Below are 21,614 nucleotides of genomic sequence, written 5' to 3' on the forward strand. Positions count from 1 at the left end.
ATGAAAAAAGCCTTATTTAAGTATATTATCCATAAAATATAAAACTTTTTAACTAAGGAAAGAGATTGGAACCACAATACGAAAAAATCATAGTTTTAGTAATAGTTTTATCAGCAGCATTTATCACATGGAAAATGGTAAAAGATTTTTATATTACAAAACTACATAAAGTTTTTGCTCACCTAATTGCAGTTATCACTTCTTCTTTTATGCTACTTTCTACAATGTTTTTATTTATGCCTAAAAACTACCAAAGAGGTGCAGGTCCAGAAGTAGAATTAAGTATCATGTCAGTAGTGACTGTAGTTGCTATGGTAGCAGTTTTATACATATTTTTTAAATATGTACCTCAAAGTAAAAAATAGTTCTTTTCTATTTTTTACTTCTCTTTTTTTAATTTTCCTTATTGATAATCATAATCATAATTAAGTATACTTTAATTTTTTATTATATATTATTCCATCGAAATTTCGAATTTTTCTCCTAAAAATTCAAATAAAGGACATAAATAAATGAAAAAATTAAGTATTATTGCTAGTACTCTAGTATTAAGTTGTGCTGCATATGCAGCAAATAATGTAGATGAAGCTTTCAAAAATGGAAAAGTTTCAGGAGATGTATCTGTTCATCATCAATCTGAGAATAAAACAGCAGGAACAAATGATTCTGGATTTACAGCAGGAAGTATTGGATTAAACTATGAAACTGATTCATTAAATGGTTTTAAATTAAATGCAGGATTTAGAGCAAATCATGAATTTTCAGAAAAAGAAGCTGGAGACTATGAGGGTGAGTTTGAAAACGATGCAGTAATTAATACAGCAAATATCGAATATTCAAATGATTTCTTAACAGTAAAAGTTGGTAGACAAGAGATTGATTTAGAGTGGTTAGGTGATTTTAATGAAGCAGTTGTTATCTCATCATCAAAATTAATCCCTAATACAACATTAGTTGCTGGATATACTACAAGACAAGCAGCAGTAGGTGTTGATGAAAACAAAAAATTTGCTGATGTTACTAAAGATGGAGCATATGTAATTGATGCTAAATTTAATGGTATTGAAAATGTGATGTTAAATCCATACTACTATTCTGCTGAAGATGTAGCAAACTTCTATGGTTTAAAAGCAACATATGAAACTGATGTATTTGGAGTAACTGCTCACTATGCTACAAGTTCTGAAAAAGTTGCAGGACAAGAAGATGGTTCTATTGCACACTTAGAAGCAAGTACTAAAATTGCTGGATTATCATTAGCAGCTGGGTATATCACTACAGATAAAGATGCTGGTGTTGCTTCAATTTCTGCATTTGGAGATAATATTGATCCTACTGAAGAACTAGGAGATTATGTATATGCAAAAGATACAAATACAGTTTATGCAACTGCTGGATATACTATCTCGGATGTAGAATTATCAGCATTATATGCAATAGCTGACAATGATAGTTCAAATAAAGAAGATAAAGAATTAACAATCGCTGCTGCATACTCATTTACTGAGAATTTAGCTGCTGATATTACTTATACAGATTTATCTTTAGAATCTAACAATGATAAATCAAAAGTTGCTGTAAACTTAGCTTATTCATTCTAATATTTAAATAATATTTAAACTAAAAGGGAAGAAAGAATCTACTTTCTTCCCTTTTTTTATTTTAAATTTCAACAATTATGATAATTGTTCTCAATATTAATATATATTTAAGTTTTCTTCTTGTAGTATTCTAATAATGATTATCAATATGAAAGGATTTATAATGATTACTTGTTACGAAATTAAAAATAAAAAAGATTTAGTAAAACCAACTGGTTGTACTTGCTAAAGGAAGTAAAATGAGTGTATTAGTTATTGGAGGGGATAAGATATCTCCTATTTTAAATATGTTAGAAAACCTTGGTGCAAAAACTATAAATCATTGGGATGCAAGAAAAAAATCTTCAGCTCCTAAGAAAAAAGTTCCTATGGATACTGATTGTATAGTAATGCTTACTTCATTTTTAAATCACAATACTATGCTTAAATATAAGAATGAAGCTAAAAGAAAAAATATCCCATTTATATGTGCAAAAAGATCTGTTTCTTGTGTATATGATGAGTATGTAAAAATAATGGGAATAAAAGATTGTAGCCAGTGCTATGCAAACTGTTCAAAAAAAGAGGACATATAATGAAATTTAATTACTTTAACTACTGTGATGATTTTTTAGGATTTGATAACAACAAAGAGTTCTTACCAAAAGGATTTGATAGTTTTAATTCAATATACACACTTAGACAACTATTTTTAAATCTAAGTAATTATGTATTAAGACCATACTGTAACTTTTCAAAATATGAGCAAAAAAAACTAAGTTTACATCCATTAAAAGATGTATTTACATATAAAATAAAAAGCTTACTTCCAAATTCATATGTAAGAACACACAAGTTTTCAAAGAGTTTCAGATTTTGTGCAAACTCTACAATCATTATTAATAACTATTTAAACAAAAATACTAATACTAAATTCGTAACAAGTAAAAACCTAATTCCAGCTGCAAGACTAATTTCTCATTGTTTCATAAATAATAATATGCAGCTACTTATTGATAAGCATTTACTATTTCATGAGTTTGTCCTAGATAAGGTAAGAAAACTTCATAAAGACAAAAATGTAATAGATTTAGGTGATTCAATATGTATTGAAGCAAAAGATATTTGTAAACTAAAAATCTATACATCATGGAAAAATATTGAAGTTAAAAATCCTAATATCAAAGATGAATTAGAAAGTGCTATTAAGTCAATAAAAAAAGGAGAATACAATCAAGTATATTTAGCTTATCCAAAAGATGATGAGTTTAAAAAACAAATACCAATATTTGTAGATGAATTAAAAAACAAAGAGTACCAAATAAAAGCAATACCGTACTCTTTAAGATCAATTATTAGATAAAACAGGAGATTTTTTTAATGGCAACAGCTATATTTTATACAACAAGTACAGGAAATTCAACAGAGATTGCAAATAAAATTGCAGAAGAGTTAAATGGAATTGAAGTTTTTGATTTAAGTTCAAATCTTGACAAAATTGCAGAATATGAAAAAGTAATTATTGGTTGCTCAACTTGGGGTGATGGTGAACTTAATGATGATTTTGATGAAGTTTGGGATGAGTTTAGTGAAGTGGATTTTTCTGGAAAAACAGTAGCGTTATTCTCTTTAGGTGACCAAGAAGGATATGGTGATACATTTGCAGATGCACTAGGAATCATTTATGAACAAGTAAGCCAAAAAGGTGCTAATGTTATAGGATTTACATCAACTGATGGTTATGATTATGATGAATCAAAAGCTGAAATAGATGGTAAATTTGCTGGATTAGTAATTGATGAAGATAATCAAGATGATTTAACAGATGATAGAATTAAATCTTGGAGTGAAGATATCAAAAATGATATCTTATAAAAAACAAAACTAAAAGTTTAAACTTTTAGTTTTGAGTACAAGTTTCACAAGTACCATAAAGTTGCATTGAGTGACTAGTAATTTTAAATTTATTTTTCTTAGCTATTCTTTCTTGTCTTTTCTCAATTTCATCATCTAAAAACTCTACAATTTTGCCACATGAAGTACAGATTAAATGGTCATGATGAGATTTAGCATTGCTCTCATATTTTTTTCCATCTGTACCGAAGTTAATAGAAGCAATTAAATCAACCTCTTCTAAAAAGCTTAGTGCTCTATATACTGTAGCGATTCCGATATTAGTATCTGGATATTGTTGTTTAATTTCATTGTAAACTTCTTCAGCTGTTAAATGATCTTGTGCATTTATTAGAATACTTAAAACAATCTCTCTTTGTTCTGTGTATTTTAAACCTTTTTGTTTTACAATTTTTTTAAGTTCGTCTATTATCTCTTCGTTATCTACCATAAAAATTTGCCCTTAAATTTATAATGCCTAAAAGTATAGCTAAAGTTTCCCAAAATTACAAATACTAAATATTTTCGTCTAATATTTCTTATTTACAATAAAACTAGGATTTTAAGTATAAGTAAGTATTATTATATTATAATAATCATTATTAATTATAAGGTTTAATAATGACTTTAGACAAGTTAAATATAAAAGATAAAGCAATAATAAAATCTATAAATTGTGAACCCATTTTAAAAAATAGGTTCTACTCTTTTGGAATTGTAAAAGGTGCTTTAATCTCAGTAGAAGAAGTTACACTAACAAAAAGTACAATAGAGATTAAAATAAATAGTACAAAAGTTGCATTAAGACTAAAAGAAGCTTCAAATATTGAGGTTGAAAAGTGTTAATAAAAGATTTTAAAGAAGAAAAAGTAATAAAAGTAGCTTTAGTTGGTCAACCAAATGTTGGGAAATCAATGCTTATTAACTCTATTTCTAATGCAAGATTAAAAGTTGGTAACTTTTCAGGTGTTACAGTTACAAAAGAAGAGGTTTTTTTAAATTATAAAAACTATAAAATTGAAATTACAGATTTACCTGGTGCTTACTCTTTAAATGATTATACAATTGAAGAAAAGGTAACTAAAGAGTATTTAGAGAATTCTGTTTATGATATCATATTAAATGTATTAGATTCAACTAATCTTGAGAGAAACTTATATCTTACATCTGAACTTTTAGCCCTTGATAAAAAAATGATTATTGCTCTAAATATGAGTGATGAAGCGAAAAAAGAGAAAATTCATATTGATGAAAAACAACTAAGTAAAATTCTTGGGAAGCCTTGTATAAAAACAAGTGCTGCACAAAATATGGGTATAAAAGTTTTACTTGAAAATATAGTAGAAAAGTATGAATCAAAAAAACTTCCAACTAAACTTATTTTTTCTGATGCAATGGAAGAAGAGATTTCAAACTTAACAAAAGTTATGGAAGAGAACTCTTTTGGAACAAAACAAACATATAGACAACTTGCTATAAAACTTTTAAAAGAAGATAAACAAACTTATAAACTCTTTCATGATGAACCAATCTGGGTAAAACTACAACCTGTATTAAGTCATGCTTTTGAGCATTTATATATTCATTATGATACTAAAAATATGGATGATATATTTAGTGATGAGAGATTTGCTTTTGCAAAAGGTGCAGTAACTGAGACTGTTAAACAAGAAAAAACTATTGTAAAAACAACTACAGAGAAAATTGATTCTTTATTAATTCATAAAATATTTGGTTTACCAATCTTTTTATTTTTAATGTGGGGATTATTTCAACTTACTTTTGAAATTGGAAATATACCAATGGATATGATTGATGCATTTTTTGCATCACTAATTGATAATACAAAAGAAGTTTTAGGGAGTAGTCAAATAAGTTCTATTATAGCAGATGGAGCAATTGCTGGAGTTGGTTCTGTAATCTTATTTTTACCAAACATTGTAATTTTATTTTTAGGAATTGCCCTACTTGAAACAACAGGATATATGAGTAGAGTTGCTTTTTTATTAGATGGTTTTTTCCATAAGTTTGGTCTTCATGGTAAATCATTTATTCCTTTAGTTACAGGTTTTGGATGTTCTGTTCCTGCTTATATGGCAGCAAGAACACTAAAAAATGAAAAAGATAGGCTTCTTACACTTTTTATTATAGGATTTATGTCTTGTGGAGCTAGACTTCCTATTTATGTTCTTTTTGTGGGAGCATTTTTCAAAGAAGGAAATGCAGGAAATATTTTATTTATAATCTACATTAGTGGAGCAATTCTTGGATTATTTGCAGCAAAACTTCTTAAAATTGTAGTATTTAAAAGTGAAGATGAACCTTTCGTAATGGAAATGCCAAAATATAGAATGCCATCTTTTAAACTTATCTGGCACACTGTTTCAAATCAAGCTTTAATGTACTTGAAAAAAGCAGGTACATATATTTTAGCAGCTTCTATTTTAATTTGGTTTGCATCAAACTATCCTAAATACCCTCTAGTAGAACAAGAGTATGAAAAGAAAATTGAACTTGCTACTTCACTTGAAGAAAAAAATAGCTTAGGAAATGAACTTTCTATGTATAATTTAGAAAACTCTTATTTAGGGATTATTGGAAAAGCTACTCAACCGGTGTTTGAACCATTAGGATTTGACTGGAGAATGTCAGTTGCACTTGAAACTGGTCTTGCTGCAAAGGAGATTGTAGTATCAACTCTTGGAATTTTATATGGTTTAGGAGAAGACCATGACGAAAATTCAAAAGGTCTGATTGAAAAGATTAAAGACAATATACCATTTGCATCAGCAATATCATTTATAGTATTTGTAATGATTTATCTTCCATGTTTAGCTGCTTCAATGGTATTTACAAAAGAAGCAGGAGGATGGAGATATCTAGGTTATTTATTTGTATTTACGACTTCAACTGCTTGGATATTATCATTTATTGCATACAACATTACAAAAATAGTAGTAGGCTAAAGCCCTCTACTATTTTATAACAACTCTATTTCTTCCAGAGTTTTTTGCTTCATATAAAGCTTCATCAGCCATATTAAAATACTCTTCAAACTCTTTTCCTCTATCACAATATACGCATCCAAAACTTGATGTGATTTTTAGATTATACTTTTCATAAATAAACTCTTTTTCTTCTATTAAGACTCTTAATCTATTTGCAATACTTTCTAAATTTGTTTGAGATGTATTTACTGCTATGATAAACTCTTCACCACCAAATCTTCCAATTAAATCATCTTTATGCAAATGATCTTTTAATAAACTAGCAACATCTTTTAAAATACAATCTCCAATAAAGTGACCATAGTTATCATTTATACTTTTAAACTTATCAATATCAGCTACTATTAAACCAAAATCTTTTATATCTAACCAACATTTACAATAATCAATGATTGTATTTTTATTGTAACAAGAAGTTAACTCATCAATAGTTGCTTTATTTTCTAGCTCTTTTATTTTCTTATTATAGTTTGATACATCATTCATACAAACTATATATTTTGCGATTTCAACTTTTGATATATCAAAAACAAAATATTTTTCCTCACTATTATTTATAGTAAATTTAGCAGGCTTATCAATAGTTGAGTGTTTTTTAGCAATATTTAAAAGATTTAATTTGGCTTGATTATCCAAAATTGCAATATTACTCATAAAGCTATTGCTATTTTTAAATAAATCCAAAAACTTCTTGTTTACACTATGGATTTCACTTCCATCTGTTATAAAAATAATATGCTGTTGAGAATCAAGTACTGATTGTAAGAAGTCTCTTTCTTTTTTAATTTTTAAAGATTGTGAATCATGGATTGTTCTAAACATTTCATTCATTTTTTTTGTAAGATAAGTAATTTCATCATCATAAATAAGCTCTATTTTTTGTGTTAGATTTTTATCTTTTGATACAAGTTTTACAGTATTTGAAAGCATTTCAATTCTTCTAGTAAAAATCTTATTTATAAATACAAAAATTATAAAAGTAAAGATAATAAATGAAGTAAAAAACAATTGAAATAAAAGAGTATTACTATTCTTTATTTCATTATAAATCTCTCTTTTCATTTTCATTAATAAAAAAAAGCTATCATTTATATAATCATTTATTTTTATATCAATATATAAACTATCCTCTTCTCTATTTATATCATAATCAAAACCCTTTATAGTTTTATAATCATCTTTTAAAGTATAACTAGGAAGTAAAGATATATAAACATCCAATGCACTTGATAGTTCATTTAAAAAATCAGAGTTTAAAGATTTGGCTACAAATACATAACCTAAGTTTTCAACTCTTTCTAAACTAAAAATTAGTTTTTCATACTCAAATGTTGTAAATTTTATTTTCTCTTTCATTTGAAGATAGTTATCAAGATTTCCATCTTCAAAAAAATACTTAATACTATTTGCAATACTCATATACTCTTTAGAACTAGTATCAAACAGTTCACTATAAACTATCTTTTTTTCATTATTTAAAACAATAAAATATGAGATATCTAAATTAGAAGCGATTTCATAAAACTCTTTTGAAGGAATATCTTGCTTTAGCATATCAATAATAATTTGATTCTTTGAATACTCATAAGCTATATTTTTTAATATAAAGTTTTTTGTTTTTAAAACTTTTTTTAAACTAACAACCCTATTTTCGATTAATTTATCTTCAAATACTAAAAGACTATGTTCTCTATCTTTTATAATAAAATAAATGGATATTAGCAAAAGTAAGAATAAAGAAGTAAAAAGTAGAAATATTTTTTTGTTAATTGTCATTATAATCCTCTTTAATAAAATATAAAAAGAATTATAGTAACTTTTTGTTTAAATTATATTGATAATGATTATCATTAGCTAACTATTTTTGACAATCTTCGCAAATACCGTAAATTGTCATAATATGGTCTTTTAATTTGAAGTTATGTTTTTTCGCAACTTTTTCTTGTTGGTCTTCTATTAAATCATCTGTAAACTCAATAATTTTATTGCAGTTAGTACAAATCATATGGTCATGATGAATTGAGATATTTAACTCATATCTTTTTGTACCATCACCAATATCTAAAGACTTAACGATATTCATTGTTTCAAAAAACTTAACTGTTCTGTATACAGTTGCAATTCCCATATCTATTTTATATAAAGATTTTGAAATATTTACTATTTGTTCTGCACTTAAATGTTCATCACTAAAATATAAAATCTTTAAGATATAATCTTTTTGAATTGAATTTTTATAACCTGATCTTGCTACTGACTTCTTAAAATTTGCCAAAAAAGAATCAAAACTTATTTCATATCTTTTCACTATAAAACACCTTTAAAAAGTAAACCTATACCTATTAATACTAAAGATGCACTATAAACTTTCAACATGTTATTTTGAAGTTCAATATTTTTTTTATATAAATTTGTTTCATTAATATTTTTCATTTTTTAACCTTGATAATTAATATCATTTTTAATATGATACTAAACAAAGTCTTAATTAAATATTAATGATAACAATTATTGTTTTTAGATTAATTTTTTTGTAAAAGCTTATAGGAAGAGTGAATTGAAGTAAATTACTTCAATTCAAATTGTGTAGTATATTCTTGATTATCTAATATAATTTTAAAAGTCCAAGTTCCAATAGCTCTGCCTTTTATATATCTATAATCATAAATAGATCCATGACCAGCAGGCACTATCATCTCTCTACTTCTTGAAACTTCACCTGTAGGATCAATCCATTGAGCTATGATTGTTTGGTCTTCAACACTTCTTTGTGTTTCAAATTTACAAATAATAGAATTTTCATCTTTTAAAATAAGACAATCAACTGATGATTCTGTATCATCTTCTATTAAGTTTTCATTTTCTTGAACTTGTGCAACAGCAAATGTTATAAAAAATAAAAAAGGAACTAAAAATCTAATCATTTTTATTCTCACTTTCATCTGGTTCTACATCCATATATTTAAGTAATAAATGTTTAATTGGAGCATAAAAAGTTGTCATAGATACTATTGCTACGATAAGTTGTGCAATCTTAAATAGCGAGCTATTTTCATCTAATAAAAGCATTACTCCATAGTAACTTAACAATAAAGAGATTATAGCACAAATTACAACCGAAACGATTACAACAATATTATAATTCATATTTTTCCCAAATAGTTTCTTCATTTAATGTAGGTCTATTTTTTAAAACCTCAAATGGTTGATAAGCCTCTTTATATCCCATTGAAAAGTGATCTTTAATCCAATAACCAAGATATATATAAGGAATATTCATCTCTTTTGCAATCTTAATTTGTGCTAATATAGAAAACTTACCAATTGATAAATCAGCATAATCATGGTCATAATAACAGTAAATAGCAGAAATAGACTTAGGCAAAATATCAACTAATGCCACACCTATTAATTTATCATCTTTCATATACAAAAACTCTTTTGCATACTCTGCTTTACCTTCTACATATGACTTAGCATATTCATTTGGCTCGATTTTACTAAAAGGCCAATCTTTTTTTTCATTCATTAATTCATGATATTTATTATAAAGATTAAGATGTTCAACAGTCATTGAAGGAGGTCTTATATAAAGTTTAGTATCTTTGTTTCTATTAATTACTCTTTTTTCAGATTTTGAAAACTTATAATTTTTTACATCAATTCTCATTGATATACATTTATTACAGCTTTTACACTCTGGAACAAAGTGCATTTTACCAAATCTTCTCCAACCTCGCTCTAACATTTGTTGATATTGAGTTGTTGAACAATCATACATGTATCTATATCTAATATCTGATATTTCATCATCAAAATAAGAACACTCTCTTTGTTCTTCAACAAACTCTATATCTTTATTTAAAATATGCATCTTATTGGTTTATTTTTTCTTTAATCTCTTTAACAATTGAAGAGATTCTTTTTATTTTCTCATTATTAGATAATGATTCATCAATTAAATGTTTAACAAATGCACTACCAACAATAACACCATCTACACCTTGAGCTTTTTCTTGACAAGTTTTTTCATCAACACCAAATCCAATATATAATGGAGTATTAGTATATTTTCTAACACTTTGAATAACTTTTGATAAATCTTCACTTTGTCCACTACCTGTAATACCTGCATAAGCTACCATATAAATAAACTTTTGTGAATTTTCAACAACTTGTTTTATTCTTTCTTCACTATGAGTTGGAGCTACAAATGAAATATTAGCTTTATTATATTTTGTATATAAATCTTTTAAATTCTGTGCCATTTCAAAAGGAACATCAGGAATAATTGTTCCATTTACACCAAATTCATCTGCTTTTTTTAAGAAATTTTCAACTCCATAACTATAAAATGGATTCATATAACCCATCCATAAAGTATCAATATCTTTTGCTATTTTTGATGAAACTTCAAATAAGTCATCTAATTTAAAATTATTTGCTAATGCAATTTGATTAGCTTTTTCAATTACTGGTCCATCAGCAACTGGATCAGAAAAAGGAATACCTAATTCTAAAATATCAACTCCAGCTTCTTTCATACTAAATGCTAAATCAACGCTAAAGCTATTATCTGGAACTGATGATGTTATATAACCAACTAATTTTTTCTGTGTGTTTTCACCCATTTAAAATAATCCTATTAATATTTATAAAGATTACATTCTATCAAAAATCATCTTTTTTTCATATTTAATTTTAACTTAATCTATTTCTTCGTAAGTTTTTTAGGAAGCTGAATAATTATTTTAGCTCCTACAAAAACTTCATTATTTACAACTATTTCTTCATTTTCAATTTTTATATTTCCATTTAAGCTCTCATTGATTATCTTATAACACATATAAAGTCCTAAACCTGTTCCTTGTGATTCATGTTTAGTTGTAAAATAAGGTTCAAACACCTTTTCTAAAATCTCTTCAGGAATTCCTCCTGCATTATCATGGATAGTTATTACAACACCCTCTTCAAACTCTTCAAGGAAAACTCTAACTACTCTATTATCTTCACTAATATCTTTTAAGGCATCTTTTGCATTATTTAAAATATTTGATAAACATTGAATAAGTTCATTTTCATAACTCTCAATTTTTAAATTGCCCTTCATTTTAGTTTGAATATTTATAAAATGATTTGCCATAGCTGTACCAACAATATTTAATGCCTTATTGATTGTGCTACTTACATTAAACTCATCTTTGAATTTGTCACCTTTTATGAAGTTTCTAAAATCATCAATTGTTTGAGATAAATATTTAGAAGTTTCTGTAATTTTATCCATATCATGAACAAACTCTTTTTTATCTATTTGCATATTCATATCTTCTTTTAATTTGTAAGAGCTTGAAATAGAAGATATTATAGTTAGTGGCTGTCGCCATTGATGTGCTATATTCCCTATCATTTCACCTAAAGCAACCATTTTTGATTGTTCTGTAATTATTCTATTTTTATTTTCAATCTCTTTACTTTGAAGTATTTCTAAAGTAATATTTATTAACTCTATTAGATAAAAGCTTTGTTCATGCAGTTTTACAATACTTATATGAATTAAAAAGTGTTCATCATGCCCATCTTTTGAAAGAATAACTTTTAAGTTTCTTTGATTTTTATCATATAACTCTTCAACCCAAGTATTTGCATTTGTATTAGCAGATGAAATATAGCTTTTATTTTTATAATCTTTAAAAAGATTAAACATACAACCATAATCTCTTTTAAAATCTTCAAGATTAGAATATGAATCAAAAAAGTTTAAAAAGGCTTTATTAACTTTTGTCATTTCACTTCCTGAGTGAAGAACTAATATAGTAGATGAACCATTTAAAATAGAGTCATATTCATCATTTTGTTTTTGTATTTTTAATCTTTTTTCAACTTCTTTATTAATTTTTGATTTAAGTACAAAAATAAAAATAGCCAACAATAAAATAAGTAAAATAAGTCCTGCTAAATAGTTCCATAAAAAAGTATAACTCTCACTCTCTTCATACTCAACTTTTAACCATTTATCTACAATCTCATCTCTTTTTTGAGTATCAATTTGCGCTATTCCTTTATTTAAAATAGAAACTAAAATAGGATTAGTACTTCTTATTCCTATTTTTTGATGACCAATTGCATCATTAAAATGAACAAGATTTACCTTTAAATCTGTAAATAGATATTGTTTTATATTATGAATTATTACAGGAAGTGGAGCAAATATTCCATCAGCTTTATTCTCTTTTATCAAACTTAGTGCATCTTTATAATCATTTACAATCATAAGTTTTATGCTAGGATATTTTTTAGATAAATATTCTACTTCAACGGTTTTTCTTTTTACCACTAAAATTTTGTTTTTAAAGTCTTCTAATTTATTACTTTTAGCATAATCATTTTTAGTAATAATACCCATAGCAATAGTAATATATGGTTTTGTAAAAATAAGCTTCTCTTTTCTTGATTCACTATCATTTATATTTACGACACCACTTATTTCATGATTCATAGCTTTATTTAAAACATCTGGCCATGAGTTTGAATAGAACTCAATTTTTTTACCAATTTGCGTTTCTAAAGCTTTTATAAAATCTATTGTAAGACCATTTAACTCTTTTTTCTCATCTAGAAAATTCATAGGAGCATAATCATTATCAACTCCCAATACTATATCATTTTCACTTAACCATAATCTTTCTTCTTTTGTTAATTCAAAAGATGGCTTTTTATGTTCATTTGTAATAAACCATTTTTTCTTTATATCTCTTAAATCACTCGTACTTAAAGTACTTTCAATCTTATTTAATAACTCTATTAACTCTTTATTCTCTTTATTTGCAGCAATATATAAACTATTTGCTGAGTCATTCTCTTTTACATACTTTAAATTTGTAATATAGTTTTCTAACATCACATATTGAAGTGAACCTAAAGTTCCATGCCCAACATCAGCAAATCCATCAGATACAGCTCTTACAACCTCAGTACTATCATCTAAAGTTACAACATCAATATTTGGATAAGTATCTTTTAAATAATCATCAACATAATAGTCTTTTACAATTGCTAATTTTTTGCCATTTAAATCTTCAAAATCATCTATTAATTCAGCCTCTTTTCTTAAAACAAAACCATTACTAATCTTCAAATAACTATTATTTGTAAATAATAAATCATTCTCTCTTTTTTCATTTTTTGCAATATTTAAAATTAAATCTAACTCGTTTGATTTTAATTTTTCTAATGCTTCACTCCAAGAAATTCCAGAAATAAACTCAACTTCCAAGCCAAGTTCATCAGCAACTTTTTTAATATAATCAATAGAATAACCTTTTGGTTCACCATTTTCATTGTAATTATAAGGTGCCCAATCTTTTTCATTGTAAACTTTTAGAACTTTTTTATTTTCAATCCAAGATAACTGTTCTTTTGTAAAAGTTTTTAGACTCTTTTGCTCAAACTCTTTTACAATTAGTTTCCATTTTTCCTTTAGATATAACTCTTCTTCATACTTAACTTCATTTATTGCTTTATTTAATATTTCTTGTAAAATCTTCCAATCTTTTCTAATTCCAATCTTTTCAAAAAAATTAGAAATATCGTTAACTTTTGCTTCACCACTAATTGCAACATTTGTAATAAAATATTCGCTTATTAGATGTTCAAAAGTAGAAGACATACCAACAGTAGCATCAGCTTTTCCAGTAGAAACAGCTTTTAGGGCTTCTAAATTATCTTTCACAGAAAGCAGTTTTACTAAAGGGTAGTTTTGTTTAAAAAGTCCCTCAAAATAATAACCTTTTGGAATAGCTAATGTTTTATTTTTTAGTTCGGTTACAGAAGTGATTGGTTTATTTTTATTTGAATAGATAAAAGGATAAGATTTTAAATAAGATTCTGTAAAATTTAAATACTCTTCTCTTTGTTTTGTTTGAACAACATTTAAAACTATATCAATTTTTTTCTCTTTAGCCATGTTTAAATAATCATCCCAAGAATGATCAGTAACATATTTAACTTCAATACCCAATTTTTTTGCAAGCAAATTCATATAATCAATTGAATAACCTTGTATAATTCCATTTTTATTGAAGTTAATTGGAATATAGTCGGACTCATTTTGGGCAACTAGAACAGGATGCTCTTTTAACCATGATATTTCTTCTTGAGTTAAAGTAGAAACTGTTGGTTTTGCAAAAAGAGTAAACATAAAAACTACAAAGAATAAAATTAATTTTTTAATCATCTATTTTCAACCTTTTTTCGTAATTTTTAATGTAACTTTATATTTATTAATTTTTTCTAAAACATAGCCTACTTTACGATAATGTTGGAATAATTTAGATACAATAATTAGAAATTTAAATACACTATTAGGAAAACTTACAATGAGTATTATCAAAAATGATTTTGAGAAAATGAATGTTACAAAAATAAAAAAAGCAAAAAATAATAAAAAACTTACAATGATTACTGCATATGATGCACTTTTTGCTAAACTTTTTGAAGAAATAGCTGATATGATTTTGGTTGGTGATAGTTTAAATATGAGTTTCGCAGGTAAACCAGATACTTTATCTGCAACATTAGATCAAATGATTTATCATACAAATGCAGTTTGTACAGGAGCACCTAAAGCTTTTGTAATTTTAGACATGCCATTTGGAACATATAACAATAAAGATGAAGCATTAGCAAATGCAGTTAAAGTATATCAAGGAACAAATGCAGCAGCAGTAAAAATAGAAGGTGGAGAAGATAGAGCACATATTATCAAACATTTAACTTCAAACTCTATTGCAGTTGTTGGACATATTGGACTTATGCCTCAATATGTAAGAAGTGAAGGTGGATACAAAGTTAGAGGTAAAACACCAGAAGATACAGAACAACTAATCAAAGATGCAATTGCAGTTGAAAAAGCTGGTGCTTTTGCTGTAGTAGTTGAAGGAGTTATGAGTGATGCTGCTAAAAAGATTTCTGAAGCTGTTTCAATACCAACTATTGGTATTGGAGCTGGAAATGTAACTGATGGACAAGTTTTAGTTTGGTCAGATATGCTTGGATTTTTTGAAGAGTTTAAACCAAAATTTGTAAGACACTATATGAATGGTGCAGAAACTGTAAAAGAAGCTGTAAATCAATATAGAAGTGATGTACAAGACTCATCATTCCCATCTAAAGACGAAGAGTATTAAGAATGGAAAGAGTTGTAGAAGTTGAACAAGTCTCTTTTGAAGAGGATAATGCAGAAGTAAGTCTAAGACCCTCTTCTTGGGATGATTACATCGGTCAAGAGAAAATCAAAAAAAACTTAAAAGTTTTCATTGAAGCTTCAAAAAAAAGAGCAGAAGCCTTAGACCATATACTTTTTTATGGACCTCCAGGACTTGGAAAAACTACTATTTCTTACCTTATTTCAAATGAAATGAATACAAATATCAAGATTACAGCAGGTCCTATGATAGAAAAATCAGGGGATTTAGCTGCAATTTTAACAAATCTTGAAGAAGGTGATATTCTATTTATTGATGAGATTCACAGACTAAGTCCTGCTGTTGAAGAGATTTTATATCCTGCAATGGAAGATTATAGACTTGATATTATTATAGGTTCAGGACCTGCTGCTCAAACTGTAAAAATTGACCTACCAAGATTTACTTTAATTGGTGCAACTACAAGAGCTGGTATGCTTTCAAATCCTCTAAGAGAAAGATTTGGTATGCATTTTAGAATGCAGTTTTATACACATGATGAGTTAGCAAAAATTATTCAAAAAGCTTCACTTAAACTTGAGAAGCATTGTGAAGATGATGCTGCCCTTGAAATTTCAAGAAGAAGTAGAGGAACACCAAGGGTTGCACTAAGATTACTTAGAAGAGTAAGAGATTTTGCTGAAGTTGAAAATGAAAACTCGATACATATGAAAAGAGCTCAATATGCTCTTGATGAACTTGGAGTAAATGAAACAGGCTTTGATGAAATGGATATAAATCTTCTTGAATTGTTAGTATCAAATAAAGGTAAACCAATGGGGTTATCAACAATAGCAGCAGCACTTAGTGAAGATGAAGGAACAATCGAAGATGCAATTGAACCTTATCTTTTAGCAAATGGATATATTGAAAGAACAGCAAGAGGAAGAATTGCTTCTGTTAAAACATATGAAATGTTTAGATTATCATATCCAGGTAGTGAAAAACTCGAACCTGAAGGAACGCTATTTTGAGACCAGTCTACTTTTTAGTCGCAATTGCTTTAGTTACAATCTTTTTTATGGTGGAACTTTTTTCACCATTTTTAAAAGCTATGTTCGTAGCTTTACTTTTAGCAGTTGCAACAAACTCTTTAACATTTTATTTAGAGAATAGATTAAGAAGTAGAATAGTTGCCACTAGCTTTATGACTATAAGTTTAGCTGGAATATTTTTTATTCCAGTAATGTACTGTATTTTCTCTTTTGCAAATGCTTTTAAAGGAATCGATCAAAAACTACTTATAAATGGTTTTGAAAATATCAAACTTTGGGTTGAAAATATTTCTGAAGATTTTCACTTTTTAAAAGATTTATTGAATCAAATACTAGAAAAGATTGATGTGGGACAATTGGCTCAAAACATCATATCAACAGGGGCATATTTAGGAAGAAACTCTGCATCATTTATGATGGATATGGTTATGATACTTATATTTTTCTTCTTTTTCACACTATATGCAGGAAATCTATCTACTTATATAAAAGGTTTACTACCCATACAAAAAGATGATTCTATTATACTTTTTACAGAATCTTCTAATGTTATGACAGTAGTTTTATACTCTATTTTAGTTACTGCTGTATTTGAAGGATTTTTATTTGGATTCTTTTTAACTTTTTATAGATATGATGGTCTGTTGTTAGGAGTACTTTATGGTTTTGCTTCACTTATTCCAGTAATTGGGGGAGTTATTATGTGGCTTCCAATAGCTATTTATGAAGCGATGACAGGAAGTATTACAAATGCAATTGTAATAGCTGTCTATTCTATTTTAATGATTTCAGTATTTGCAGATACTTTTGCAAAACCTATAATCATTAAGTATATAAATCAAAAAGTAGTTAGAAGTCCAACTAAAATAAATGAGATTTTAATCTTTTTCTCTATTGTAGCAGGACTTTCAACTTTTGGTTTTTGGGGTATGATTATAGGACCCGCAACGGTGACATTTTTTATATCAATAATGCACCTATTAAAAAAATATTCAAATGAATATAAAGAGAATGCTTTTTAAAAGCATCTCTTTTACTCTTCATCTCCACTTAAACATTCACCTTGATAAGTTGAAATACCATAATCTAAGTTTGCCACTGATTTAAATCCTAAGTCAAGCATAATTCTTTGACAATAAGCAGATCTACTTCCACTTAAACAGTAAACAACAACTGGTGTATCTTTTTGGTCATCAATTTGCTCTAATGCTTGATAGAATGCTGTTGTAGGAACTAAATAATCAGTACCTTTGATTCGCTGACTTACCCATTCCATCCACTCTCTTGTATCAACAAGGTTAAACTTAACAAAACCTAAATCTCTAGCTTCAAGTAATGATTCTAACTCAACTGCATTTACTTCTGTTTTTTCTAAAAGTTTTTCACACTCTTCTTTTGTAAGTCCTCTTGAATGTGTAGCAATTGCATCATGCATTTCTTCTTCTTTTGCAGCTTCTTGTGCAAATTCTGCAGTACAGAAAATCCCACAGTGACAACTTCCACTTGTTGGTATTTCTTTTTCTAAAGCTGGTGTACATGGACATAATCGGTTGTTGGCTGCTTTTTGTTCTTCTTTTGTTTCTCCAACAACCATAAAACATGGACAGTATCTCTTACCATAAATCATTTTATTTCTAGTAAGACCCATTTGGATTGATTCATTAACCTCATCATTTGGGTTATATCTAAAATCAAATCTTTCAATTACTTTATCAGTAAATTGCTTTGTAAGTTCAAGTTCAGTTTGGTACTCTTCGCTTTCTATATCAATTTTTTTAATCATTTATAAAATCCTAGTTTGTATTTAAAATGACATCTTAATATAAAATCACTTAACCTCTATAAACTCTTTAAATATTTCAGAGATATCATCATGTGAAAAGGCTTTAATATTTTTATTATCAGAAAAATCAATAAGTTTCTTTGTCTTGATTTCATCTAAATGATTTATTGTTTTATATCCCATATACCAATTTGGAAAATATCTTTTGGAATCCTCTTCTTCTACAAGTTCTAAAATAGAATCATGTCTTTCATCTTTTTTGATTTTTTCAAAAATCTCTAAAACATCCTCTCTTTGCCCTTCTAAGCATTGTAAGAAGCTTCTACCTTTTAATATCAAAAGTCCAGTAACATTTTTCTTAGCATTATTTTGTCTAGCTTTAAATAATAACTCTTCTAGTTCCTTATCAGAAAATCTAACAACAGCTCTACTTAAATACATAATTCGATACATAACTAAACCTTTAAACTTTTATAAATAATTATATCATAGAAAATTGATACTATTTTTCAACACTTTTAATTATTTATAACTGATTATACAAACTTCTCATCCTCTTCAAAAAAAGTATCATAGATTACATATAACATTCCTACAAAAATAAAAAACTCCATTTTAATCCTTTTGTATATTTATAAAAAGTTTACTATACTTACTAGACAATATAATGTCCGTTTTTATACTAGGAAAAACTTATGAAAAAACATGATTATGATAAGATACTTTTTAGATTAACTTCTATCTGGCAACGCCTAAGAGAAGGCGAAATATTAAGTGTAAAAGAACTAGCTATTGAATACAATGTATCTACAAAAACTATACAAAGAGATTTCAATGAAAGACTTGCACCAAAACTTCCTATTGAAAAAAGTGGACATAAATGGAAGGTAAAAGATGGTTATAGTATTGACAAAGCATTAAGCTTTGAAGAAGACTTAGTATTAGATATATTAAAAGAGTTATCAATCTCAATGGGTAGTTCATTTAATGCCAAAACAAACAGATTATTTTCCAAGATACAAAATAGACATGAAACTCCTATTTATTCAAAGATAGATATAGAAGATATAAGTAGTAAGACAAATATCATAAAAGATATTCAAGAAAGTATCAAAAACAAAACACAAATAGAGTTCCAGTATAAAAACAAGTATAGATTTATTGAACCATATAAAATCACAACATTTGATGGATATTGGTATCTTTATGGAAATGATATCTTATCAAATAGACTTAAAACTTTTTATATTAAAGATATTGAAACTTTAAATACTACAAATAAAAAATTTGAAGAGAATAAAATAGCTATTGAAAAACTAAAACTAGCTATAAATGTCTGGTTTGAACCAAATGAAGATTTTTTTGAAGTAAGACTATTAGCAAAAAAAGAAGTTGCAAAATATTTTTTAAGAAGACCATTAAATAGTTCTCAAATTATCTCTAAAAAGTATAAGGATGAATCACTTGAGTTGATTTTAAATGTTACAAGTCAAAATGAAATAATATTTGAATTAAAAAAGTGGCAACCCTATTTATTAGTCATAGAACCAAAATCCTTAGCAAAAAAGATTTTAAATACAAGTAGAGAGTTTTTTGATAAGCAATTAGAACTTATGATTTAAAACTCTAAAGGATTTGAAATAGAGTTCTCAATCAAAGACAAGAAATCTTTCCTCAATATATTTTTAGCACCTAAAGAAGCTAAGTGTGAACTAGGTACTTGACAATCAATATATTTAAAACCTTTTTGCTTTAGTCTTTCAACTAAATAAAATAAAGCAACTTTTGAAGCATCACTTTTTTTAGCAAACATTGACTCACCACAAAATATATTACCTATATTAATTCCATAACCTCCACCAACAAGTTGACCATTTTCATAAGCCTCAAAGGAATGGGCAAATCCCATTTCATGAATTTTAATATATGCTTCTATTACTTCATCAAGAATCCAAGTACCTTCTTTATGTTTTCTTGCATTTGCACACTCTATTATAGTTTGTTCAAAGTTTGTATCAAACTTTATTTCATATATATTTTTATTTATAGTTTTTGTTAGACTTTTTGAGACTTTAAAATCATCTAAAGATAAAACCATTCTAGGATTAGGAGACCACCATAAAATTGGGTCGTTTTTATTATACCAAGGAAAGATTCCTTTTGTATAAGCAGTTATAATTCTATTTGGATTTAAATCTCCACCATAAGCAATAAGTCCTTCGTCATTTGCATATAAGGGATCAGGAAAGTTAAAAGAGTATTTATCTAAAGGAAAAATATTTAAATTCAAAAGTAACCTTCATTTTTTGAAGATTATAACAAATAAGTAGATTATGTAAAATAAAGTAGGTTTCCCTACTTTATTTATTTTATAAATTTGAGATATAAGTAGCTAATGCATCAATTTCAGCATCAGTCTTAGTAGCAACTTGTCCAGTCATAACACCTTTCATAGCTCCACCATAAGTTCCATTTTTATACCCATTTAAAGCATCAATAACTTTTTGTTTATCCCAACCTTTGATAATTTGAGATTTACCTAATGCAGCTTTTTCACCATTTTGACCATGACATCCAGCACATGTTGCAAATAAAGCTTGAGCGTTAATCGCAGGTTTTGCTTCTTCTTTTTCTTTAGTCATAGAACTAACCATAGCAGCAGCTTCTTTACTTACATTATTAACTACTTCTTTTGTCTTTTCAACTGTTTCATTTACAACTTCTTTAGTTTTTTCAACCGTTTCTTCAACTACAGCTGGTGTATCCTCAGCAACTTTTGAAGCAGCAGTTGCAACAGATTTTGAAATATCTTCAGCTGCTTTAGCAACTGTATCTTTAACTTCAGTAGCAGCTTGTGCAACTACTTCTTTAGTTGTTGGCTCTGTTTTTACTTCTTCAACTTTTGGTTCAACAGTTGTTTTAACTTCTTGTTTTACCTCAGCTTTAGGTGTAGGAGTTGTTTCTTCTTTTTTTTCTTCAGTACAACCAGTAAATAATAACACAGCTACAGCTGAACTTAATAAAATCTTTTTCATGTTCTAATCCTTTTGATTAATAATTTTTTATTTTACTTTAGAGTTGCTAAATAAGCACTAAATTTTTGAAAGTCTACA

At 27.0% G+C, this 21,614-nt stretch carries 24 protein-coding genes; 11 read left to right on the plus strand and 13 right to left on the minus strand.

Annotation, left to right across the window (positions count from 1 at the left end; genetic code table 11):
* The first annotated feature begins 65 nt into the window (after positions 1 to 65).
* The 5 genes from ACH5BF_RS07115 to ACH5BF_RS07135 all read left to right on the plus strand — a co-directional run bounded on the left by ACH5BF_RS07115 (position 66) and on the right by ACH5BF_RS07135 (position 3,455).
* Positions 66 to 365 carry a hypothetical protein gene (locus ACH5BF_RS07115; RefSeq protein ID WP_423273520.1) on the plus strand — a complete coding sequence of 100 codons (300 nt, stop codon included), beginning with the start codon at positions 66 to 68 and terminating at the stop codon, positions 363 to 365.
* 147 nt (positions 366 to 512) lie between these two features.
* Positions 513 to 1,601, plus strand: coding sequence for an Opr family porin (locus ACH5BF_RS07120; protein ID WP_423273521.1), 1,089 nt, complete (start codon positions 513 to 515; stop codon positions 1,599 to 1,601).
* Between the two features lie 239 nt (positions 1,602 to 1,840).
* Positions 1,841 to 2,176 (plus strand): DUF2325 domain-containing protein, encoded by a 336-nt coding sequence (locus ACH5BF_RS07125; protein ID WP_423273522.1) that lies wholly within the window; start codon positions 1,841 to 1,843, stop codon positions 2,174 to 2,176.
* Positions 2,176 to 2,943 carry a hypothetical protein gene (locus ACH5BF_RS07130; protein WP_423273523.1) on the plus strand — a complete coding sequence of 256 codons (768 nt, stop codon included), beginning with the start codon at positions 2,176 to 2,178 and terminating at the stop codon, positions 2,941 to 2,943. Before ACH5BF_RS07125 ends, ACH5BF_RS07130 begins: the two co-directional genes overlap by 1 nt.
* A 17-nt stretch (positions 2,944 to 2,960) precedes the next feature.
* Positions 2,961 to 3,455, plus strand: a complete 495-nt coding sequence (locus tag ACH5BF_RS07135) for a flavodoxin (RefSeq protein WP_423273524.1) — start codon at positions 2,961 to 2,963, stop codon at positions 3,453 to 3,455.
* Positions 3,456 to 3,480: 25 nt separating this feature from the next.
* On the opposite strand, the gene ACH5BF_RS07140 is transcribed toward ACH5BF_RS07135, so the two are convergent.
* Positions 3,481 to 3,924, minus strand: a complete 444-nt coding sequence (locus ACH5BF_RS07140; RefSeq protein WP_423273525.1) for a Fur family transcriptional regulator — start codon at positions 3,922 to 3,924, stop codon at positions 3,481 to 3,483.
* Positions 3,925 to 4,094: 170 nt separating this feature from the next.
* On the opposite strand from ACH5BF_RS07140, the gene ACH5BF_RS07145 reads away from it, so the two are divergent.
* Both ACH5BF_RS07145 and feoB read left to right on the plus strand, forming a co-directional pair.
* Positions 4,095 to 4,319, plus strand: coding sequence for a FeoA family protein (locus ACH5BF_RS07145; protein ID WP_423273526.1), 225 nt, complete (start codon positions 4,095 to 4,097; stop codon positions 4,317 to 4,319).
* Positions 4,319 to 6,439 (plus strand): ferrous iron transport protein B, encoded by a 2,121-nt coding sequence (feoB, locus tag ACH5BF_RS07150; RefSeq protein ID WP_423273700.1) that lies wholly within the window; start codon positions 4,319 to 4,321, stop codon positions 6,437 to 6,439. Before ACH5BF_RS07145 ends, feoB begins: the two co-directional genes overlap by 1 nt.
* Positions 6,440 to 6,448: 9 nt before the next feature.
* On the opposite strand, the gene ACH5BF_RS07155 is transcribed toward feoB, so the two are convergent.
* The 8 genes from ACH5BF_RS07155 to ACH5BF_RS07190 form a co-directional block, all read right to left on the minus strand.
* Positions 6,449 to 8,257 (minus strand): GGDEF domain-containing protein, encoded by a 1,809-nt coding sequence (locus ACH5BF_RS07155; protein WP_423273527.1) that lies wholly within the window; start codon positions 8,255 to 8,257, stop codon positions 6,449 to 6,451.
* 82 nt (positions 8,258 to 8,339) lie between these two features.
* Entirely contained in the window at positions 8,340 to 8,789 is a 450-nt protein-coding gene (locus ACH5BF_RS07160; protein ID WP_423273528.1) for a Fur family transcriptional regulator, read from the minus strand.
* Positions 8,789 to 8,914 (minus strand): hypothetical protein, encoded by a 126-nt coding sequence (locus ACH5BF_RS07165; RefSeq protein ID WP_423273529.1) that lies wholly within the window; start codon positions 8,912 to 8,914, stop codon positions 8,789 to 8,791. Before ACH5BF_RS07165 ends, ACH5BF_RS07160 begins: the two co-directional genes overlap by 1 nt.
* 134 nt (positions 8,915 to 9,048) lie before the next feature.
* Entirely contained in the window at positions 9,049 to 9,405 is a 357-nt protein-coding gene (locus tag ACH5BF_RS07170) for a hypothetical protein (RefSeq protein WP_423273530.1), read from the minus strand.
* Complete coding sequence (locus tag ACH5BF_RS07175) at positions 9,398 to 9,628, minus strand: hypothetical protein (RefSeq protein WP_423273531.1); 231 nt, start codon at positions 9,626 to 9,628, stop codon at positions 9,398 to 9,400. The genes ACH5BF_RS07170 and ACH5BF_RS07175 overlap by 8 nt, the downstream gene beginning before the upstream one ends.
* Positions 9,618 to 10,355, minus strand: coding sequence for an arginyltransferase (locus ACH5BF_RS07180; RefSeq protein WP_423273532.1), 738 nt, complete (start codon positions 10,353 to 10,355; stop codon positions 9,618 to 9,620). The genes ACH5BF_RS07175 and ACH5BF_RS07180 overlap by 11 nt, the downstream gene beginning before the upstream one ends.
* A gap of 1 nt (position 10,356) precedes the next feature.
* Entirely contained in the window at positions 10,357 to 11,112 is a 756-nt protein-coding gene (trpA, locus tag ACH5BF_RS07185) for a tryptophan synthase subunit alpha (protein WP_423273533.1), read from the minus strand.
* A gap of 80 nt (positions 11,113 to 11,192) precedes the next feature.
* Positions 11,193 to 14,714 carry a transporter substrate-binding domain-containing protein gene (locus ACH5BF_RS07190; protein WP_423273534.1) on the minus strand — a complete coding sequence of 1,174 codons (3,522 nt, stop codon included), beginning with the start codon at positions 14,712 to 14,714 and terminating at the stop codon, positions 11,193 to 11,195.
* A gap of 142 nt (positions 14,715 to 14,856) precedes the next feature.
* Here ACH5BF_RS07190 and panB point away from each other — a divergent pair, with 142 nt between their 5' ends.
* From panB to ACH5BF_RS07205, 3 genes are read left to right on the plus strand one after another with little or no spacing between them, the layout of a single operon-like run.
* Positions 14,857 to 15,666, plus strand: coding sequence for a 3-methyl-2-oxobutanoate hydroxymethyltransferase (gene panB, locus ACH5BF_RS07195; RefSeq protein WP_423273535.1), 810 nt, complete (start codon positions 14,857 to 14,859; stop codon positions 15,664 to 15,666).
* A gap of 2 nt (positions 15,667 to 15,668) precedes the next feature.
* Positions 15,669 to 16,697, plus strand: a complete 1,029-nt coding sequence (gene ruvB, locus ACH5BF_RS07200) for a Holliday junction branch migration DNA helicase RuvB (protein ID WP_423273536.1) — start codon at positions 15,669 to 15,671, stop codon at positions 16,695 to 16,697.
* On the plus strand, positions 16,694 to 17,740 hold the full coding sequence (locus tag ACH5BF_RS07205; RefSeq protein ID WP_423273537.1) for an AI-2E family transporter: 1,047 nt from the start codon (positions 16,694 to 16,696) through the stop codon (positions 17,738 to 17,740). The genes ruvB and ACH5BF_RS07205 overlap by 4 nt, the downstream gene beginning before the upstream one ends.
* Positions 17,741 to 17,751: 11 nt before the next feature.
* On the opposite strand, the gene ACH5BF_RS07210 is transcribed toward ACH5BF_RS07205, so the two are convergent.
* Positions 17,752 to 18,501: a ferredoxin-thioredoxin reductase catalytic domain-containing protein gene (locus ACH5BF_RS07210; protein ID WP_423273538.1), complete on the minus strand. Its 750-nt coding sequence runs from the start codon at positions 18,499 to 18,501 to the stop codon at positions 17,752 to 17,754.
* Between the two features lie 45 nt (positions 18,502 to 18,546).
* Positions 18,547 to 18,954 (minus strand): BLUF domain-containing protein, encoded by a 408-nt coding sequence (locus ACH5BF_RS07215; protein ID WP_423273539.1) that lies wholly within the window; start codon positions 18,952 to 18,954, stop codon positions 18,547 to 18,549.
* Between the two features lie 242 nt (positions 18,955 to 19,196).
* On the opposite strand from ACH5BF_RS07215, the gene ACH5BF_RS07220 reads away from it, so the two are divergent.
* On the plus strand, positions 19,197 to 20,123 hold the full coding sequence (locus tag ACH5BF_RS07220; RefSeq protein WP_423273540.1) for a helix-turn-helix transcriptional regulator: 927 nt from the start codon (positions 19,197 to 19,199) through the stop codon (positions 20,121 to 20,123).
* Here the strand turns inward: ACH5BF_RS07220 and aat are convergent.
* Positions 20,120 to 20,791 carry a leucyl/phenylalanyl-tRNA--protein transferase gene (aat, locus tag ACH5BF_RS07225; protein WP_423273541.1) on the minus strand — a complete coding sequence of 224 codons (672 nt, stop codon included), beginning with the start codon at positions 20,789 to 20,791 and terminating at the stop codon, positions 20,120 to 20,122. The genes ACH5BF_RS07220 and aat overlap by 4 nt on opposite strands.
* Positions 20,792 to 20,870: 79 nt before the next feature.
* Positions 20,871 to 21,536: a c-type cytochrome gene (locus tag ACH5BF_RS07230; protein WP_423273542.1), complete on the minus strand. Its 666-nt coding sequence runs from the start codon at positions 21,534 to 21,536 to the stop codon at positions 20,871 to 20,873.
* Positions 21,537 to 21,614: the final 78 nt, after the last annotated feature.

This window comes from Arcobacter pernae (assembly GCF_049472135.1).
GTDB lineage: Bacteria > Campylobacterota > Campylobacteria > Campylobacterales > Arcobacteraceae > Arcobacter_B.

Excerpts from the sequence above, each read along its gene's own strand:
- ACH5BF_RS07190 (WP_423273534.1), bottom strand. The coding sequence starts at position 14,714 with ATGATTAAAAAATTAATTTTATTCTTTGTAGTTTTTATGTTTACTCTT.
- trpA (WP_423273533.1), bottom strand. The coding sequence starts at position 11,112 with ATGGGTGAAAACACACAGAAAAAATTAGTTGGTTATATAACATCATCA.
- ruvB (WP_423273536.1), top strand. The coding sequence starts at position 15,669 with ATGGAAAGAGTTGTAGAAGTTGAACAAGTCTCTTTTGAAGAGGATAAT.
- ACH5BF_RS07145 (WP_423273526.1), top strand. The coding sequence starts at position 4,095 with ATGACTTTAGACAAGTTAAATATAAAAGATAAAGCAATAATAAAATCT.
- ACH5BF_RS07220 (WP_423273540.1), top strand. The coding sequence starts at position 19,197 with ATGAAAAAACATGATTATGATAAGATACTTTTTAGATTAACTTCTATC.
- ACH5BF_RS07125 (WP_423273522.1), top strand. The coding sequence starts at position 1,841 with ATGAGTGTATTAGTTATTGGAGGGGATAAGATATCTCCTATTTTAAAT.
- ACH5BF_RS07120 (WP_423273521.1), top strand. The coding sequence starts at position 513 with ATGAAAAAATTAAGTATTATTGCTAGTACTCTAGTATTAAGTTGTGCT.
- ACH5BF_RS07130 (WP_423273523.1), top strand. The coding sequence starts at position 2,176 with ATGAAATTTAATTACTTTAACTACTGTGATGATTTTTTAGGATTTGAT.
- ACH5BF_RS07135 (WP_423273524.1), top strand. The coding sequence starts at position 2,961 with ATGGCAACAGCTATATTTTATACAACAAGTACAGGAAATTCAACAGAG.
- ACH5BF_RS07180 (WP_423273532.1), bottom strand. The coding sequence starts at position 10,355 with ATGCATATTTTAAATAAAGATATAGAGTTTGTTGAAGAACAAAGAGAG.
- panB (WP_423273535.1), top strand. The coding sequence starts at position 14,857 with ATGAGTATTATCAAAAATGATTTTGAGAAAATGAATGTTACAAAAATA.
- ACH5BF_RS07155 (WP_423273527.1), bottom strand. The coding sequence starts at position 8,257 with ATGACAATTAACAAAAAAATATTTCTACTTTTTACTTCTTTATTCTTA.
- ACH5BF_RS07215 (WP_423273539.1), bottom strand. The coding sequence starts at position 18,954 with ATGTATCGAATTATGTATTTAAGTAGAGCTGTTGTTAGATTTTCTGAT.
- ACH5BF_RS07210 (WP_423273538.1), bottom strand. The coding sequence starts at position 18,501 with ATGATTAAAAAAATTGATATAGAAAGCGAAGAGTACCAAACTGAACTT.
- ACH5BF_RS07170 (WP_423273530.1), bottom strand. The coding sequence starts at position 9,405 with ATGATTAGATTTTTAGTTCCTTTTTTATTTTTTATAACATTTGCTGTT.
- ACH5BF_RS07230 (WP_423273542.1), bottom strand. The coding sequence starts at position 21,536 with ATGAAAAAGATTTTATTAAGTTCAGCTGTAGCTGTGTTATTATTTACT.
- ACH5BF_RS07175 (WP_423273531.1), bottom strand. The coding sequence starts at position 9,628 with ATGAATTATAATATTGTTGTAATCGTTTCGGTTGTAATTTGTGCTATA.
- ACH5BF_RS07165 (WP_423273529.1), bottom strand. The coding sequence starts at position 8,914 with ATGAAAAATATTAATGAAACAAATTTATATAAAAAAAATATTGAACTT.
- ACH5BF_RS07140 (WP_423273525.1), bottom strand. The coding sequence starts at position 3,924 with ATGGTAGATAACGAAGAGATAATAGACGAACTTAAAAAAATTGTAAAA.